This is a genomic window from Streptomyces sp. NPDC000878, assembly GCF_053599695.1.
Genome location: NZ_JBSFMT010000002.1, coordinates 1 through 17255, shown reverse-complemented (window position 1 = coordinate 17255; position 17255 = coordinate 1). Strand labels below are relative to the sequence as shown.

Below are 17255 nucleotides of genomic sequence, written 5' to 3'. Positions count from 1 at the left end.
GTGCAGGGTTCAACTTAAGTCCGAAGGTCAACGATACGTATCCCCATCCCTCTTCACCCAGTCAGCTTGGTCAACCCACCCCTTGGTCAGCCCACCCCGACCGCCGCCGACTCGTAGCCGGTGATGTCGTCGGGCTTCACCAAGCCGTCCTCGATCGCCCGGGCCAGCATGTCCGCCTTCGTCGGTGCGGTCCTGCCGACCTGCGTGTACTTGACTCTCGCCCGACGGATGTACACGTCCACCGTGTGGACCGACACACCCATGCGCCGGGCGACCGAAGCCTTCGACATGGACTGGAACCACCACAGCAGCGCGGTACGTTCCTGCGAGGACAGCCTGGGCCTGCTCGCGCCGCGGTCACCGGCGAGGACCCCCGCGGCCGTCGGCGTGACGTACGGCCTGTCGCCCGCCGCCGCCAGCACCGCGTTCACCAGGTGCGCCCTTCCCTCGTTCTTCGCGACGAACTCGCATGCGCCGGCCTCCAGCGCTTCGAGCACCACCCGCTGCTCGGTGAACTGCGAGAAGGCGATGACCCGTTGGCCCGCCGCGGCCAGTGTGGCGATGTCGCCGATGACGAGGCTGCCGTGCAGATTCAGGTCGAGGATCAGGACATCCGCGATGCCGGCCTCCACGTCCGCGGTTTCGCCGGTGTGCCCCACCGAGATCCGCGGCTCCTCGGACAGCCAGGTCTGGATGCCTTCGATGACGACAGGGTGGTCGTCGACGATGGCAACGGTCAGGGGGCCGGTCGTACGGGCCATCGGGTTTCCCACCACAGCTGATCCTCCTCCTGGTCGTAGACAGCGGATACGGTGATCGGGCCTGGCGATTCCACGAGCGTCTCCGGCGGGGCGTCGGCCACCACGCTCACCACCACGTCCTCGGGCGTCGTCACCACGGTCACCCGCGCTTGGGTGGCGGCGGTGGCCAGGACCAGCAGGGCGCCTTCCGCCAGTTCTCGGCGGGCGGAGGTCGGCAGGTCGGGCAGATCGCCGTAGCTCAGCAGGGTCACGCGTACGCCACGCCGCTCGGCGACATCGGCACAGGCCCGCAGTTCGTGCAGGAGCGGGTGCGGGGTGTCGTCCGTCTCCACGAACAGCCTCCGCAGGCGTGCCGCCTCCACGGCGGCGCGCCGGCGTACGACGCTGTCCCCCGGGTCCAGTTGACGTTCCGCCAGACCACGCAGCAGCGGTTCCACTCTGCTGCGCAGGTACTCGTAACGGCGTCGGCGCTCGGCGTGCACGGTCTCGTCGGCGGTCGTACGGGCGAGGCGCTCCGCCTGGCCCGCAGCGATCTCGGTGGCTTCCCTCGCGCCGTCGTTGAGCTGCCGTGCCAGGTACGCGAAGGTCAACTGGACACCGGCGGTGGTGTAGATCACGGCGAGCAGGCGGGCGACCATGACCTGGTCGAGCGCGCCGTCGCCGACCAGGAAGCACACCGTGACTGCCGTGTTGGCGCCGAGCACGGCGACCAGTTCCCACAGCGGACGCTGTATCAGAAGCAGTACGCCGAACCAGCCCACGGTGTTCCACGCCCAGCTCACGTCGCTGATCATCCCGCCCGCCGGGTACGTGGCGGTGGCGACGACGCCGGTGATCAGCGCCGCACCCGCAAGCAACCGTGCGGTGTGTCCGCTGAGCGCGGAACGCAGCAGCAGGATCGACCCGACCGTCTGGATGAGCGCGAGGGCAAGCCAGGAGCCCGCGGCCGCGGCCTGCGGCTCGTACGTCTGCCAGCCCCTGAACATCAGCAGGGTGTCCAGGCCCAGGTGCCAGACGCCGACGATCACCACCAGCCCGATATTGACGGCCTTGGCGAAACGGGTGGCGACCATCCCCTTGGCGACGCCGGCGGTCAGGGTTCCCACCTCAGTACGATCCGGGTGCCGGCGCCGGGGGATGAGGCTGCCAGGACGCTGCCACTCACGGCACGCATTCGGCCGTAGACCGATTCCCGCAGGCCGCGCCGGTGGGAGGCAACGGTCATGGGGTCGAACCCGCTTCCGCTGTCATGGACTTCGACGGTGACGCCCTCCCCGACACGTCGGGCCGTGACCCGGGCAGCGCGGGTGTTCGCGTGCTGGGCCACGTTGGCCAGGGCCTCGGCGACCCCTTGGGAGAGGGCCACCACGACCTCGTGGGGCAGGTCCAGCGGCGGCACGTCGAACTCGACGTCCAGGGGCGGGAGTCCGACGCGTCCCGTCAGTACGACGGTGCGCAGCGCGACATCCAGTGGTGCCGGGTCGTGCGCCACAACGCGTGCCACGCCGGGATGCGCCCGTAGGTCTTCGATGACGGCCAGGTCGGCCGCGGCCCGTTCCGGCAGCGCGGCGGAGTCACGGGTGATGCTGCCGGTACCCACCATGGTGAGCGTGGCGAGCACGGTGTCGTGCAGCAGCCGTTGCTGGGCCAGTTCGTCGGAGCGGGCGGCGGACCGGGCCCGCGCCGACGCGCGGGCCGCCGCTTCCTCGGACAGCGCGAGGTCCGCCCTGCGCGCTCCGTGTCGCAGCAGGACCACGACAGAGGCGGCGAGCAGTCCCTGGAGCACCATGACCAGGGGGGCATCCCGGATGCCGGGGGCGCCCGCCGCATAAGCCACCGTGATGGCGATCGCCGCCGCCATCGCCAGGGGCTGCCGTAGACCGAACTGTGCGATGAAGATGCCGCTGCCGGCGACCATGTCGATCCATCCGCTGCCCGCGCTCGCTCCCAGGACCTCGGCCGGGACGAGGTTGCCGTGCGCCAGACAGAGCACCACAACGACGGCGGTGTCACCGGCGCAGAGCCAGGAGTGAGGGTCCGGCCTGAACGTCAGAACGATGAACAGGCCGCTCCACAGAAGCAGTCCGACGACCGCGACGGCCACCCACACGGAGCGGGCGGGCGGTGCGAAACCGACCACGGCGACCAGGCTCGCTCCGACGGCACTGGCTGCTCTCAGGACAGCGGACAGGCGTGCGGACTTGCGCCGAAGTTGGAGTTGGGCGGGCCCTTGCGCCGGCACGCCGCCTCCACTTTCTCCACTAAAGGAATTCCCGCCTCCGTCAAGAGAAGTGAGGAAATCGACCCCATCCCTCACCATGTTCTTCCCCCGCACATCGATGAGATTCGCTTCCCAGCTTAGATCATCGCGAGCGGGACCGACAGGAGTATGTGCGACATTTCGCCGTTGTCGTCACACGGCCACGGAGCCTGCCTGCGGGCAAACACGCACATGAGCACAGGGGTGGCGGCGCTGTCACGTGTTCGCGTGACATGTCATTCTCCGGTCCGTCACGTAATTTTTGGACGAGGCCGCCCGCAAGCGAATAAAGCGAATCAAGAGAAAAGGCGACGCCTGATTACCCCGAAGAATTCGCAACCTGTCGGCAGACGAGGACGGCCGCCCTTTCCCGGGCCAGGAAATTCGAAAGCCGGTAGGTTCCGCCCACCCAACAGATGATCGAGGAGTTACACCCGTGAGGAAACTGCCCGGCGCCCTGACGTCGACCCTGCTCACCGTCGGACTGGCCGCGACCTTGACCCCGCTGACGGCCTCGCCCGCCGCCGCCGTCAGCATGCACGGCTGCTCGTACCCGCGTGTGTGTCTGTACGACGGCTCCTACCAGAACGGCACCATCTTCAGCTGGTACCAGGACACCTCCTACCAGGCCATCATCGGCGGCGGGAACCGGGTGGACGCGGTCGTCAACACCCGTAACGACGACTCCGTCTGGCTGATCGACCAGGGCCCCTCCCCGGACGCGTACATCTGCATCCCGGCGAACACCGCCGTCAATCTCGGCAGCTACGACCACCCCGTCAGCGCCCGCGGCACCTGGGCGAACGACGCCGACGCCATCAAGATCTGGGGCGACCCCGACAACGGGCTGTGCAGCGGCACCAACCGTGTGCAGCAGGGCCGCATCGCCGACGGCTGGCGCCCCTGACACACGCGAAGCCGGCCCCGGGCGTTTCGCCCGGGGCCGGCTTCGCGCTGCAGAGGGTTCCACTAGCCCACCGACACCGCACTCCAGGCCGCGCCCACCGCCGCGTACTCCGTGCTGCTCGCCCCGTACAGATCCCGTGCCGCGTTCAGCGTGGCCGTGCGGGCACCCGCGTAGTTCGTCGAGGACGTCATGTACGTCGTCAGCGCCCGGTACCAGATCGCGCCCAGCTTGGCCCGGCCGATGCCCGTGACCGAACTGCTGTTGCACGTGGGGGAGTTGTAGCTGACGCCGTTCAGTGTCTTCGCGCCGCTGCCCTCCGCCAGCAGGTACGCGAAGTGGTTCGCGACGCCCGAGGAGTAGTGGACGTCCAGGTTCCCCACGCTCGAACTCCAGCAGTTGGCCGAGTTCCCGTCCTTCGACGGCTCGTCCATGTAGCGAAGGGCCGTCCGGCCGAAGCCCGACTTGACGATCTTCTCGCCGATCAAGTAGTCCCCGAGGTCAGTGGAGTTGGCCGCGTTGAACTCCACCAACGTGCCGAAGATGTCCGACGTCGCCTCGTTCAGGCCGCCCGGCTCGCCCGAGTACGTCAGGTCCGCCGTCGCCGAGGTCACACCGTGCGTCATCTCATGCCCGGCCACGTCCAGCGAGACCAGCGGACCGAACGTCGTCCCGTCACCGTCGCCGTACGTCATGCAGAAGCAAGTGTCGTCCCAGAACGCGTTGTTGTAGCTGTTGCCGTAGTGCACGCGGTTGAACGAGCCGACCCCGTCGCCCCTGATGCCGCTGCGTCCGAACGTGTCCTTGTAGTAGTCCCATGTCTCGTCGGTGCCGTACTGTGCGTCCACCGCAGCCGAGGCCCGGGCCGCCGTCGTGCCCGTGCCCCAGTGGTTGTCCGTGTCCGTGAAGAGCGTCGCGGGCGCGCGGATGATGCAGATCCCGAGAATGCACAGGTCGGTGCCGTTCTCGGCGTCGCCCGTGTACGTGTTGCCGCGCGTCGGGTCCTTCAGCTGGTACGTCGATCCGGAGAGCGTCGTCTCCAACGGGACCGTGCCGCCGTACAGGGACTGGCCGTCGCCCGTCGCCGTCTCGATGCTGTCCCAGGCGTCGATCTGGGCGCCGGTCGTCGCGTCGGTCACCACGGTCCGGGCGACCGGGTTGCCGGCCGAGTCCTGCGCCACCGCGTTCGTCCGCCAGGCGAGCTTCGGGGCGCCGTGCAGGGCGTCAACCACCAGCTCCTGCTTGGTGGTTATCTTCTTGAGCAGCTCGCCCACGTTCACCGCGCGCAGCGCCGCCGTCGCCAGGTCCGCCGCCCTCGGGGCCGACACCGCCGGGCTGATCGTGGACAGGGATATCGGACGGGTCGTGGCCCGACTCGCGCCGCGGTAGGTGCCCTCGGGAGTCAGGTGGACCACGAAGTCGCCGCCCAGGACGGGAAGTTGACGATACGTCCGGTCGTAACGGACGTGCTGGCTGCCGTCCTCGTCGACGATGACGTCCCGAACTGTGGTGCCCTGTACGGAAGTCAGGCCCAGGTGGGCGGCCTGGTCCACGAGTGCGGTGACCGCGTTCCTGATCGCGGCGTCCCGGGTCGGTCTGTCGGCCGCACCGGCGGTGGGGGTGAGCGCGGCGGCCAGGAGAGTGGCGGTGGCGGTGGCGGCTACGCCGGCCGCGGCGAGACGGGAGGTCATCGGTCTCCTTGGGTGGGGGGACGGAGGCGGCGGTAATCGCTCAGGTTTAAGGGTTCATGACATGACGTGTCCAGAGCGCATACGCCGTCACCTCGACTTATGGCGAGAATCGTTTCCTGATCCACACGAACCCTGCCCTCACGAATGAGAGACCGACCGGTGAGACTCCCCTTCTTCGTCTACGGCACCCTCCGCCCCGGCGAGCACAACCACGACCACTTCCTGCGCGGCCGTACGCAGTTGGAGCGACCGGGGCGGCTCGCGGACGCGGTGCTGTACGACGGGCCCGGTTACCCGTACGCCGTGCCGGAACCCGGCGGGGTCGTGCACGGTGAACTGGTCACCGCGCTGCCGGAGGCGTACGACGAACTGCTCGCCGTACTCGACGAGTTGGAGGAGTGCGTGCCGGGCGACCCGCGCAGCCTGTACGAGCGGGTGACCCGCCCGGTGACCCTCGACGCCGACGGGACCGCCGTGGACGCCTGGGTGTACGTGGCCGGTCCGATCGTCGCCGCGCGGTTGCGGGCACACGGCAGGCTCATCGAGGGCGGGGACTGGCACGCGCGCCGCTGAAGGCAACGGTGCTGGTCCGTGTGGGCGACCGCCCTGTGCGGCACCCCGCCCCGCGCACCGGCCCGCACCTACCCTCCGCCCATGAACGACAGCGACATCACCGGCAAGGCCGACATCAGCAGGCGCCGCGCCCTCGCGCTCACCGGCGTGACCGCCGGGGCGGGACTGGGTCTTGGGCTCACCTCGTGCTCCTCGGACTCGGACTCCGACTCGGAGACCGCCGCGGCCGACGACTCCCCGACGCCCTCCGCGTCCACGTCCGCGGCCGTCGCCCAGGACGACGTCTGCGTGCTCAACTCCAGTGTCACGGAAGGGCCTTACTACCTTGAGGACCAGCTCTTCCGGAAGGACATCACGGAGGGCAAGAAGGGCGTACCGCTCACGGTGAAGCTGACCGTGCGGGACCAGACCGAGGACTGCGGCCCGGTGGTGGGCGCGGCCGTCGAGATCTGGCACTGCGACGCCTGGGGCTACTACTCCGGGTACACCACCACCAGCCCGGGCGGCACCTCCGTGCCCGCCGAGAGCGAGGACACCAGCGGCGCGGACGACAAGACCTTCCTGCGCGGCTTCCAGACCACGAACGCCGACGGGATCGTCGAGTTCACGACGATCTACCCCGGCTGGTACACCCCGCGCACCACGCACATCCACGTCAAGGTGCACACCGGCGGCGCGCAGGCCGACAACACCTACGAGGGCGGCAAGGTCAACTGGACCGGCCAGCTCTTCTTCGACGACAAGTACGGCGACGAGGTCTACAAGGTCACGCCGTACAGCCAACACGTCGGTACCTTCACCAAGTTGGACGACGACATGGTCTACGGCGGAGGCGGCGCCAAGGACGGTCTGATGACCCTCACCGGCGACATCTCCAAGGGCTTCACCGGCACCCTCACCGTCGGCATCGACCCGGACAAGGAGAACACCGGCGCGGGCGCGGGCGGTGGAGGCAGCCAGCCGCCGAGCGGTATGCCGCCCAGCGGGCCCCCGCCGAGCGGCATGCCCAGTGGTTCCCCCAACTGACAACCCGTGTCAACAAGATTCAGTTGTCGCGTTCCTCACAGGGAACATCATCGGATCGCAGTATTAGCTTTCAAGTAATTTCGGTAATGATTGGGCCATGAGTGACCGGAAAGCAATTCCCCACGCCGGTTCCAGACAACCCCTACAAAGTGCCAAGTTCCCACTGCCCCCACTTTCCGACCTGGTAAGTCTCGTCCGAGCCCCGGCCGCGCTCAGTGTCCCCGGTGACATCCTGGCGGGCGCGACCGCGGCGGGCCGTCCCCTCGGCCCTCGCACGGCCGGCGCGATGGCCTCCTCCGTCTGTCTCTACTGGGCCGGCATGGCCCTCAACGACTACGCCGACGCCGCCGTCGACTCGGTCGAGCGGCCCACCCGTCCGGTGCCCTCCGGCCGGGTGCCGCGCCGGACCGCGCTGGCCGTCGCCACCGGTCTGACCGGCGCCGGCCTCGGCCTCGCCGCGGTGTCGGGCGGCCGACGCGGCCTCGCCGTCGCGCTGCCGCTGACGGCGCTGATATGGGCGTACGACCTGAAACTGAAGTCAACTCCGGCCGGCCCGGCGGCGATGGCGGGCGCCCGCGCGCTCGACGTGCTCGTGGGCGCGGTGGCGGGCGGCGGCAGCCCCAGGGCGTACGGGGACGGGTCCCGTGGGGGTGGCACGGGCGGTGCGCTCGCTCGCGGCGCCCTCCCCGCCCTTCTCACCGGGGTCCACACGTACACGATCACCGCCCTCAGCCGTCATGAGATCTCCGGTGCGCCGGCGCGGCTGCCCGCCGCGACCCTGGCCGTGTCGTCGGCCACGGCGCTGTCGACGGTGCTGCCCTCCGTACTCCCGGCGGTGCTGCCGCCCCGGCGCGCGCTGCCCCGCGAGACGGTCGTCCGAACAGCCGTCGCCTCCGCGGGAGTTCTCGCCTACCTGGGGACGTACGGCAGGGCCCAGGCGCAGGCCGTACGCGATCCACGCGCGAGTTCTGTACGGCGTGCGGTGGGGGCGGGCATCCTCGCCATGGTCCCCCTTCAGGCGGCGCTCACGGCGCGCGCCGGAGCGCCCGTCGCCGCCGCACTCCTTGGTGCCGTGCACCCCGTGGCGCAGCGCCTGGCGAGACGGGTGTCCCCGACATGAGACCCGACATGAGCCCCGATTTTAGACTCGACACGAGACCTGGCATGAGACCCGGCGTGAGACCCCGCATGAGACCCGACGTGAGTCCCGGCGCGAGAAATGTGATGAAGGGCGGGTCATGGGCCTGAGATTCGGCTACGGCACCAACGGTTTCACCCACCACCGTCTCTCCGATGTCCTCGGCATCCTCGCCGACCTGGGCTACGACGGCGTCGCCCTCACCCTCGACCACAACCACCTCGACCCGTACGCCGACGACCTGGACCGCCAAGTCGCCCGCGTACGAGGACAGTTGGCGCGGCTCGGGCTGACGGTCACCGTCGAGACCGGGGCGCCCTACTTCCTCGACCCCTGGGGCAAGCACCAGCCGACCCTGATGTCCGGCGCACCGGACCGCCGCGTCGACCTGCTGCGGCGCGCCGTCCGCATCGCCGCCGAACTCGGCTCGCCCACCGTCCAGTTGTGCAGCGGACCGGCCCCGGACGGCATTCCGGAGACCGAGGCCTGGCGGCGGCTGGCCGCGGGCGTCGGGGCGGCGCTGGAGACGGCGGAGGCGTACGGGGTCGCGCTGGCCTTCGAACCCGAACCCCACATGTTCGTCGACACGGTCGCGAAGTGTCTCAGGCTGCGTGAACTGGCCGGCGGACACGAGCTGTTGGGCGTGACGCTGGACATCGGACACGCGCACTGCGTGGAGGAGCCGGCGCTGCTCGACTGTGTCGACCTGGCCGCGCCGCACCTGCTGAACGTCCAGATCGAGGACATGGTCCGCGGTGTCCACCGGCATCTGGAGTTCGGCGCGGGCGAGATCGACTTTCCGTCGGTACTGGCGGCGCTGACCGACCTCGGACACCGCGGCCTGGTGTCCGTCGAGATCCAGGGCGGCGCGCTGGACGCCCCCGACATCGCCCGCAGCTCCCTGGAGTTCCTGCGCCGGGCCGAATCCCGGAGCCTGCTCGCCTCCTGAGTGTCCGACCTTTCGCAATTCATTCACGAGTATTTTGCGATCTCTTTTGTTCTGACATTCTCCTGACCCCCCTTTCTTTCTCCTCTCCCCCTCCCATTCTGGAACTCCGTCATGCCTCCTTCCGGCCCAGCCCCCCATTCCTCCCTGCCCCTCACTCCCGAAGCCCGCGCCTGGGTCGACGGCGCCCTGGCGGAAATCGCCGCCGCCCCCACCACCGTCCGCACCCTCTTCCCCGCCGTCCGCCGCCACTGCGGACGTGCTCCGCTGCCCGACGGCCGGACCGTCGACGAAGCCGTCCGCGCCCTCCTCCTGACCGCGCTGCCCCTGCGCGACCAGGCCCTCACCGACGAGGTGGGAGCGCTCCACCGCTACGGCGACCCCGCCGAACAACGCGCCGTCCTACGGGCGTTGCCCCAGCTCGACCGCGAGGGGAGCGGCCGGTTCCTGGACCTCGTAAGGCAGACCCTGCGCGGCAACGACAACACGCTGATCGAGGCCGCCCTCGGCCCCTACGCGGCAGCCCACCTCCCGGCGGACGAATACCGCCAGGCCGTCCTGAAGTGCGTCTTCTACGAGATCCCGCTCGCCCGAGTGGCCGGCCTCGACGAGCGCGCCGACGCCGAACTCGCCCGCATGCTCGGCGACTTCGCCCGCGAAAGGACGGCGGCCGGACGCCCCGTACCCGAGGACATCACCCCCTTCGTGCGCCCCTTCACCACCCCCAGCGGAACCACCATCCACGGAACCGAGTGACCATGCGCATCTTCGACCCTCACATCCACATGACCTCCCGCACCACCGACGACTACGAGGCCATGCACGCGGCCGGCGTCCGGGCCGTCGTCGAGCCCGCCTTCTGGCTCGGCCAGCCCCGCACCTCGCCCGACACCTTCTACGACTACTTCGACTCGCTGCTCGGCTGGGAGCCGTACCGGGCAGCGCAGTTCGGCATCCAGCACTTCTGCACGATCGCCCTCAACCCGAAGGAGGCGAACGACCCGCGCTGCCTGCCCGTCCTCGACGAGCTGCCCCGCTACCTCGCCAAGGACCGGGTCGTCGCCGTCGGCGAGATCGGCTACGACTCGATGACCAAGAAGGAGGACGAGGTCCTCGCCCGACAGCTCCAACTCGCCGTCGAACACGGCCTGCCCGCCCTCGTCCACACCCCGCACCGCGACAAGGCGGCCGGGACGCGCCGGACCCTGGACGTCGTACGGGAGTCGGGCATCGCCCCCGAACTCGTCGTCCTGGACCACCTGAACGAGCTGACGGTCGGCATGGTCCTCGACAGCGGCTGCTGGGCCGGCTTCTCCGTCTACCCGAAGACGAAGATGAGCGAGGACCGCATGGTCCGCATCCTCCGGGAGCACGGCCTCGACCGCGTCCTCGTCAACTCGGCGGCGGACTGGGGTAGTTCGGACCCCCTGAAGACACGCAAGACCGGTATAGCGATGCTCGCCGACGGCTTCACGGCCGATGACGTCGACCGTGTCCTGTGGCGCAACCCCGTCGCCTTCTACGACCAGAGCGGACGTCTCGACCTGGACGACACGGACGGCGAGCCGAAGCCCGACGACACCTCGTCGTTCGAGGGCAACTCCATCCGGCGCGGGGGAGAGTGAACCGCCCGTGCGCTTCCTCCATCCCGACGGCACGCCCGTCCACCTCGCGTACTGCAGCAACGTCCACCAGGCCGAGGACCTCGCCGGGATCATCGCCCAACTCGGCGCCCACGCCGAACCCGTACGACAACGGCTCGGCGTCGGCCGACTCGGCATCGGCCTCTGGCTGGCCCGCACCGCAGTCACCGAACTGGCAGCGGACGAGCGGGCGTTGAGGACTCTCCGAGCCGAACTGGCCGCGCGCGGCCTGGAGACGGTGACCCTCAACGCCTTCCCGTACCAGGGGTTCCACCGCGAGGTCGTCAAGAAGGACGTCTACCTCCCCGACTGGGCCGACCCGGCCCGCCTCGCCTACACCCTCGACTGTGCCCGCGTCCTCGCCGCCCTCCTCCCCGACGACGCCCGACGCGGCAGCGTCTCCACGCTCCCGCTCGCCTGGCGCACCCCGTGGCCGGACGAATGCGCGGACGCGGCTCGCCGAGCACTGGACCAACTTGCCTCCGGTCTCGCGGAGTTGGAGTCGGGCACCGGCCGTCGTATCCGCGTCGGCTTCGAACCGGAGCCGGGGTGCGTGGTGGAGACCACCACCCAGGCGGTACGGGAGTTCGCCGACGTCGACCGCGACTATGTCGGCGTCTGCCTCGACGCCTGCCATCTCGCCGTCCAGTTCGAGGAACCCGGGGAAGCCCTCGGGCGGCTTGCCGACGCCGGACTGCCGGTCGTCAAACTCCAGGCGTCCTGCGCGGTCGAGGCCCCCGACCCGACCGACCCGCGCGCCATCGCCGCCCTGCGCGAACTGGCCGAACGACGGTTTCTGCACCAGACCCGAACGGTCGCCGGGGGAGCGGTGGTCGGTGTCGACGACCTGCCGGACGCCCTGGACAGCGACGGCCTTCCGGCGACCGGCTCCTCCACCCCCTGGCGCACCCACTTCCACGCCCCGCTGCACGCCGAGCCCGCCCCGCCTCTCCGGACAACCACCGGCGCGCTCACGGGCACCCTCGCCGGACTCCTCGGCGGCCCGACGGCGATCTGCGACCACATCGAGGTCGAGACCTACACCTGGACCGTCCTGCCCGACCCGCCCACCGACCTCGCGGCCGGCATCGCCGCCGAACTCGCCTGGGCCCGCGACCGGTTGACCGGCCTGGGCCTCAAAGAGGACCACTCATGACCGAAACCCCGAACACGAACCGACTCGTCGTCCTCGACATCGTCGGTCTCACGCCCGCCCTCCTCCGTCACATGCCAGCCGTAGCCGCCCTCGGCGAACGCGGCTTCAAGGCCCCCCTCGGCACCACACTCCCCGCCGTCACCTGCACCGCCCAGTCCACCTTCCTCACCGGTGAACTCCCCTCCACCCACGGCGCGGTGGCCAACGGCTGGTACTTCCGCGACCTCGGTGACGTCCTGCTCTGGCGGCAGCACAACGCCCTCGTCGGCGGCGAGAAGATCTGGGACGCGGCCCGAAAGCAGGTGCCCGGCTACAAGGTCGCCAACATCTGCTGGTGGTACGCCATGGGCGCCGACGTCGACTGGACGGTGACCCCGCGCCCCATCTACTACTCCGACGGCCGCAAGGAACCCGACTGCTACACCTGGCCGCCCACCCTGCACGACGAACTCACCGAACGCCTGGGCCCGTTCCCCCTGTTCACCTACTGGGGCCCGAACGCCGGCATGCCCTCCACCCAGTGGATCCTGGGCGCCGCCCGCCAGGTCTTCGACGAGCACGACCCCGACCTGACCCTGGTCTACATCCCGCAGATGGACTACGAACCCCAGCGCTCCGGTCCCCAGTCCGACGCGTCCATCCGCGCCGCCCGCCAACTCGACGACGCCCTGGGCCCGTTGATCGACCACTTCCTCGCCGCCGGCGCCACGGTGGTCGCGCTCAGCGAGTACGGCATCACCCCGGTCTCCCGTCCCGTGGACATCAACAGGGCCCTGCGCAGCGCCGGGTTGCTGGAGGTGCACACCCAGGACGGCATGGAGTACCTCGACCCCTGGACCTCCCGAGCCTTCGCCGTCGCCGACCACCAGGTGGCGCACGTGTACGTACGGAACCCGGACGACGTACGCGAAGTCGCAAAACTCCTGGGTGAACTCGACGGCGTGGACCAGGTGTTGGGCCCGATGGGCAAGGCGGCCCACGGCCTGGACCACGAGCGCTCCGGAGAGCTGGTCGCGGTGGCGGACGCCGACGCCTGGTTCACGTACTACTACTGGCTCGACGACGACCGTGCCCCCGACTTCGCCCGCCAGGTCGAGATCCACCGCAAGCCCGGCTACGACCCCGCCGAACTCCTGTGGGACAACACGGTCCCCAACGTGAAACTGCGCGCGGCAGGCCAACTCGCCCGCAAGAAACTGGGCTTCCGCTACCGCCTCCAAACGGTCCCCCTGGACCCCTCAGCCATCCGAGGCAGCCACGGCCGAGTCCCGACCGACCCCGACCACGGCCCCGTACTGCTGTGCTCGGCACCGGAACACAGCACGGAGACCATCGCCGCGACCGACGTCAAGGCCCTGCTCCTGAAACTGGCGGGCCTGCCACCGACGGCGACCACTGCCACCCATGCCACGGCCCCCGAGGCTGCTGCGCATACGGCAGCCCCCGATCCCGCCGGAGACACCGACCCCGCCGCACCCCCCACCCCCGCCGGAGACACCGACCATGTCTGAGACGACGCTTCCCACCCTCCCCATGCGGCGGACCGCCCTGCTCGACCCGCCCGCCGAGTACGCCCTGTTGCGTGAGCAGGGTCAGATCAGTCGTATCGCTCTCTGGGGCGGCAACACGCCCTGGCTGGTCACCCGGCACGAGGACGCTCGTGCCGTTCTGGCCGACGCCCGTTTCAGTTCGTCGAACCGGCGGGAGGGGTTTCCCGGCCTTCAGCCGACCCCGCCGCCCCCCACCCCCGGCCAGCTCTTCGCCATGGACGCGCCCGACCACACCCGGCTGCGCCGGATGCTGATCCCCGACTTCACCTTCCGCCGTGCCGAGGAACTGCGGCCGTCCATCCAGCAGTTGACCGACCGGCTCATCGACGACCTGGTGGCCAAGGGCCCCGACGCCGACCTGGTGGAGCAGTTCACTCTCCCTCTCCCGCTGCTCGTCATCTGCGAACTGCTCGGAGTGCCCTACGCGGACCGGGAGTTCATCCACCGGCACGCCGCCGCGTTCGCCACGGTCACCGACGGACCCGAGGCGATGCGGGCGGGCTGGGGTGCCCTCTTCGGGTACCTGATGGAACTGCTCGCCGCCAAGACCGCCGACCCCGGTGACGACCTGCTGAGCAGGCTCGCGACCGAGCGGGTGGCCACCGGCGAGGCAACTGCCGCCGAGGCGGCCGGACTTGCCGTGATGCTGCTCATCGCGGGCCACGAGACGACGGCGAGCATGCTGTCCCTCGGGGTGGTCACGTTGCTGTCCCACCCTGCCCAACTGGCCGCGCTGCGCGCCGATCCGGAGCTGGTGCCGGGTGCGGTCGAGGAACTCCTGCGCTATCTCACGGTCGTTCACATCGGGATACGCCGCATCGCCACGGAGGACGTGGAGATCGGCGGGGTCACGGTACGGGCCGGGGAGGGCGTCGTCATCGCGCTCCAGGCCGCCAACCGGGACCCCGACGCCTTCGCCGACCCGGACACCTTCGAGATCACCCGGGACACCCAGCACCACCTGACATTCAGCCACGGCCTGCACAACTGCCTCGGCCAGTCCCTCGCCCGCGCCGAACTCCAGATCGCCCTGCCCACCCTCTTCCGCCGCCTGCCGGACCTAAGTCTGACGGCCCCGGCCGAGATGAACGCCCACGAGGGGCGCGCGGTCCACGGCGTACGCACCCTGCCGGTCACCTGGTAGTACCGGTACCCCGGGGCCGCCGTCAGCCCCGTACGGCAACCTCCAGCCGTACCGCGCACGCCTTGAACTCCGGCATTCGGGAGATCGGGTCGAGGGCCGGGTTGGTCAGCGTGTTGGCCCGGCCCTCGCCCGGCCAGTGGAAGGGCATGAAGACGGTGTCGGGGCGGATCGCGGTCGTGATCCGCGCCGGCGCCACGGCCCGCCCGCGCCGCGACACGACGGTGATGGCATCCCCCTCCCCGGCCCCCAGCCGCGCGGCCAGCCGGGGGTGCAGCTCCACGAACGGCCCGGGCGCGGCGGCGTTCAGCTCGTCGACACGCCGAGTCTGGGCCCCGGACTGGTACTGCGCCACGACCCGCCCGGTGGTCAGCAGCACCGGGTACTCGGCGTCCGGCTCCTCGGCGAGCGGCCGGTAGGTGACGGGCACGAACCGGGCCCGCCCGTCCTCGGTCGCGAAACGGTCGAGGAAGAGGCGGGGGGAGCCGGGGTGCGGTGCGGCCGACGGCCGGCCGCCGTGCTCAAGCGGGCGGCGGTCCTGCGGCTGCCGGCCGCCCTGCGACGGCTGGCCGTCCCGCGACGCCTGGCCGCCGTGTTCAAGCGGGTGACCGTCCTGCGACTGCCGGCCGTTCTGCGACTGCTGCTCGCCCTGAGACGGCTGCTTGTCCTGCGACGCCTGGCCGTCCTGCGCAGGGCACGGCCAGAAGACGCCGTTCTCCTCGGCGAGCCGCCGGTAGGTGATCCCCGAGTAGTCCGCGAGCCCGCCCGCGCTGGCCCGGCGCAACTCCTCGAAGACCTCCTCGGGTTCGACCGGGAACCCCTTCTCCACCCCCGCGCGGGCGGCGAGCTGATGCAGGACGTACAGATCGCTCCGCACACCCTCCGGGGGAGTGACGGCCTGTCGGCGCAGCAGCACCCGCCCCTCCAGGTTGGTGGTCGTGCCGGTCTCCTCGGCCCACTGCGTCACCGGCAGGACGACATCGGCGAGCGCGGCCGTCTCGGACAGCACGACATCCGCGACGGCAAGGAAGTCCAGTGATTCCAGGCGCTGTTGGATGTGCGAGGCGTGGGGCGCGGACACCACCGGGTTGGACCCCATCAGCAGCAGGGAACGGATGCCGGTGCCGAGCGAGTCGAGGAGTTCGTACGCGCTCAGCCCGGGCCCCGGCAACGAGTCCGGGTCGACGCCCCACACACCGGCCACATGGCGCCGCGCGTCGGGATCGGTCAGCTTGCGGTAGCCGGGCAACTGGTCGGCCTTCTGCCCGTGTTCACGCCCACCCTGTCCGTTGCCCTGCCCGGTCAGACACCCGTATCCGGAGTACGGCCGCCCCGAACGCCCGGTGGCCAGCCACAGGTTGATCCACGCCCCGACCGTGTCCGTCCCCTTGGACTGCTGCTCGGGTCCGCGCGCCGTGAGCACCATGGCGGCGGACGGCTCGCAGAACATCCGTACGGCGTCCCGGAGTTGGGGCACGGGCACCCCGGTGATCCGCTCCACGTACTCCGGCCAGTGGGCCATGGCCGCCGCCCGGGTCTCCTCCCACCCACTGGTCCGTTCCTCGATGAACGCCTCGTCGGTGCGCCCCTGCGCCACGACCAGGTGCAACAGGCCCAGGGCGAGGGCGAGATCGGTGCCGGGACGCGGCGAGAGATGCAGATCGGCCTGCTCGGCGGTACGGGTCCGACGCGGATCGATGACGATCAACGTCCCCCCGTTCTCCTTGAGTTCGGTGAAGTAGCGGAGGGCGGGAGGCATGGTCTCGGCGAGATTGGATCCGACGAGGATGACGCATCCCGTCCTGGGAATGTCCTCCATCGGGAACGGCAGCCCCCGGTCGAGCCCGAACGCCCTGTTCCCGGCAGCGGCGGCGGACGACATACAGAAACGCCCGTTGTAGTCGATCTGGGAGGTGCCGAGAACGACCCGGGCGAACTTCCCGAGGGCGTAGGCCTTTTCATTTGTCAGCCCGCCCCCGCCGAAGACACCGCACGCGTCCGGGCCATGCTCTGTACGCGTGCGGGTCAGTCCCTCGGCGACGCGGTCCAGCGCCTCCTCCCAGGACGCGGGTACGAGGACGCCGTCCCGCCGGACGAGCGGCTCGGTCAGCCGCAGCGACGGTGAGAGCAGCGCGGGTGCGGTGCGTCCCTTGCCGCACAGGGCGCCACGATTCACGGGGAAATCGACGCGCTCGGAGACCGTGACGCCCCCGCCTGCTGCCGGCGTGAGGTTCATACCGCACTGCAGGGCGCAGTACGGGCAGTGCGTGGGCGTCACGGAGGTCTCCATCCCGCCAGCGTGCGACGCCGGTGTTACACCCCGGAACGCCCCCCGTTACACAGGGGGCACGGGGACCTCCCGGGGGGAGGGGGTGGGCGGTGAGGTTTTTCTCGCCCCCGCCGCCCCTACCCGTCCCATCCCTGGGGGCTGCGCCCCCAGACCCCCGCTACGGCCCTGAACGGGCC

Annotated in this window: 15 protein-coding genes; 10 read left to right on the top strand and 5 right to left on the bottom strand. The window is 70.3% G+C overall.

Going from position 1 to position 17255, the window contains the following annotated elements; all coding sequences use genetic code 11:
• Nucleotides 1-86 precede the first annotated feature (86 nt).
• Genes ACWDR4_RS01795 through ACWDR4_RS01785 form a run of 3 tightly spaced genes read right to left on the bottom strand, consistent with a single transcriptional unit; the run spans nucleotide 87 to nucleotide 3003 of the window.
• Complete coding sequence (locus ACWDR4_RS01795) at nucleotides 87-761, bottom strand: response regulator (RefSeq protein WP_450402569.1); 675 nt, start codon at nucleotides 759-761, stop codon at nucleotides 87-89.
• Nucleotides 737-1867 carry a hypothetical protein gene (locus ACWDR4_RS01790; protein WP_450402566.1) on the bottom strand — a complete coding sequence of 377 codons (1131 nt, stop codon included), beginning with the start codon at nucleotides 1865-1867 and terminating at the stop codon, nucleotides 737-739. Before ACWDR4_RS01790 ends, ACWDR4_RS01795 begins: the two co-directional genes overlap by 25 nt.
• Complete coding sequence (locus tag ACWDR4_RS01785; protein ID WP_450402564.1) at nucleotides 1855-3003, bottom strand: sensor histidine kinase; 1149 nt, start codon at nucleotides 3001-3003, stop codon at nucleotides 1855-1857. The genes ACWDR4_RS01790 and ACWDR4_RS01785 overlap by 13 nt, the downstream gene beginning before the upstream one ends.
• 454 nt (nucleotides 3004-3457) lie before the next feature.
• Here ACWDR4_RS01785 and ACWDR4_RS01780 point away from each other — a divergent pair, with 454 nt between their 5' ends.
• Nucleotides 3458-3928 (top strand): hypothetical protein, encoded by a 471-nt coding sequence (locus tag ACWDR4_RS01780; protein WP_450402561.1) that lies wholly within the window; start codon nucleotides 3458-3460, stop codon nucleotides 3926-3928.
• Nucleotides 3929-3990: 62 nt separating this feature from the next.
• Here ACWDR4_RS01780 and ACWDR4_RS01775 read toward each other — a convergent pair whose 3' ends face one another.
• A complete protein-coding gene (locus ACWDR4_RS01775; protein ID WP_450402558.1) occupies nucleotides 3991-5616 on the bottom strand; it encodes a M4 family metallopeptidase in 1626 nt (541 codons plus the stop codon).
• A 159-nt stretch (nucleotides 5617-5775) separates the two neighbouring features.
• On the opposite strand from ACWDR4_RS01775, the gene ACWDR4_RS01770 reads away from it, so the two are divergent.
• The 9 genes from ACWDR4_RS01770 to ACWDR4_RS01730 all read left to right on the top strand — a co-directional run bounded on the left by ACWDR4_RS01770 (nucleotide 5776) and on the right by ACWDR4_RS01730 (nucleotide 14792).
• Nucleotides 5776-6189 (top strand): gamma-glutamylcyclotransferase family protein, encoded by a 414-nt coding sequence (locus tag ACWDR4_RS01770; RefSeq protein ID WP_450402557.1) that lies wholly within the window; start codon nucleotides 5776-5778, stop codon nucleotides 6187-6189.
• A gap of 81 nt (nucleotides 6190-6270) precedes the next feature.
• Nucleotides 6271-7215: an intradiol ring-cleavage dioxygenase gene (locus ACWDR4_RS01765; protein ID WP_450402555.1), complete on the top strand. Its 945-nt coding sequence runs from the start codon at nucleotides 6271-6273 to the stop codon at nucleotides 7213-7215.
• 97 nt (nucleotides 7216-7312) lie between these two features.
• Nucleotides 7313-8335 (top strand): SCO3242 family prenyltransferase, encoded by a 1023-nt coding sequence (locus ACWDR4_RS01760; RefSeq protein ID WP_450402552.1) that lies wholly within the window; start codon nucleotides 7313-7315, stop codon nucleotides 8333-8335.
• A gap of 118 nt (nucleotides 8336-8453) precedes the next feature.
• Nucleotides 8454-9302, top strand: coding sequence for a sugar phosphate isomerase/epimerase family protein (locus ACWDR4_RS01755; protein WP_450402551.1), 849 nt, complete (start codon nucleotides 8454-8456; stop codon nucleotides 9300-9302).
• A gap of 111 nt (nucleotides 9303-9413) precedes the next feature.
• On the top strand, nucleotides 9414-10055 hold the full coding sequence (locus ACWDR4_RS01750) for an EboA domain-containing protein (RefSeq protein WP_450402548.1): 642 nt from the start codon (nucleotides 9414-9416) through the stop codon (nucleotides 10053-10055).
• A gap of 2 nt (nucleotides 10056-10057) precedes the next feature.
• Nucleotides 10058-10924, top strand: coding sequence for a TatD family hydrolase (locus ACWDR4_RS01745; RefSeq protein WP_450402546.1), 867 nt, complete (start codon nucleotides 10058-10060; stop codon nucleotides 10922-10924).
• Nucleotides 10925-10931: 7 nt separating this feature from the next.
• Nucleotides 10932-12098 carry a metabolite traffic protein EboE gene (gene eboE, locus ACWDR4_RS01740; protein WP_450402543.1) on the top strand — a complete coding sequence of 389 codons (1167 nt, stop codon included), beginning with the start codon at nucleotides 10932-10934 and terminating at the stop codon, nucleotides 12096-12098.
• Nucleotides 12095-13609, top strand: coding sequence for an alkaline phosphatase family protein (locus tag ACWDR4_RS01735; protein WP_450402540.1), 1515 nt, complete (start codon nucleotides 12095-12097; stop codon nucleotides 13607-13609). The genes eboE and ACWDR4_RS01735 overlap by 4 nt, the downstream gene beginning before the upstream one ends.
• Entirely contained in the window at nucleotides 13602-14792 is a 1191-nt protein-coding gene (locus ACWDR4_RS01730; RefSeq protein WP_450402537.1) for a cytochrome P450, read from the top strand. Before ACWDR4_RS01735 ends, ACWDR4_RS01730 begins: the two co-directional genes overlap by 8 nt.
• A gap of 22 nt (nucleotides 14793-14814) precedes the next feature.
• Here ACWDR4_RS01730 and ACWDR4_RS01725 read toward each other — a convergent pair whose 3' ends face one another.
• Nucleotides 14815-17079: a molybdopterin oxidoreductase family protein gene (locus ACWDR4_RS01725; protein ID WP_450402534.1), complete on the bottom strand. Its 2265-nt coding sequence runs from the start codon at nucleotides 17077-17079 to the stop codon at nucleotides 14815-14817.
• Nucleotides 17080-17255 lie beyond the last annotated feature (176 nt).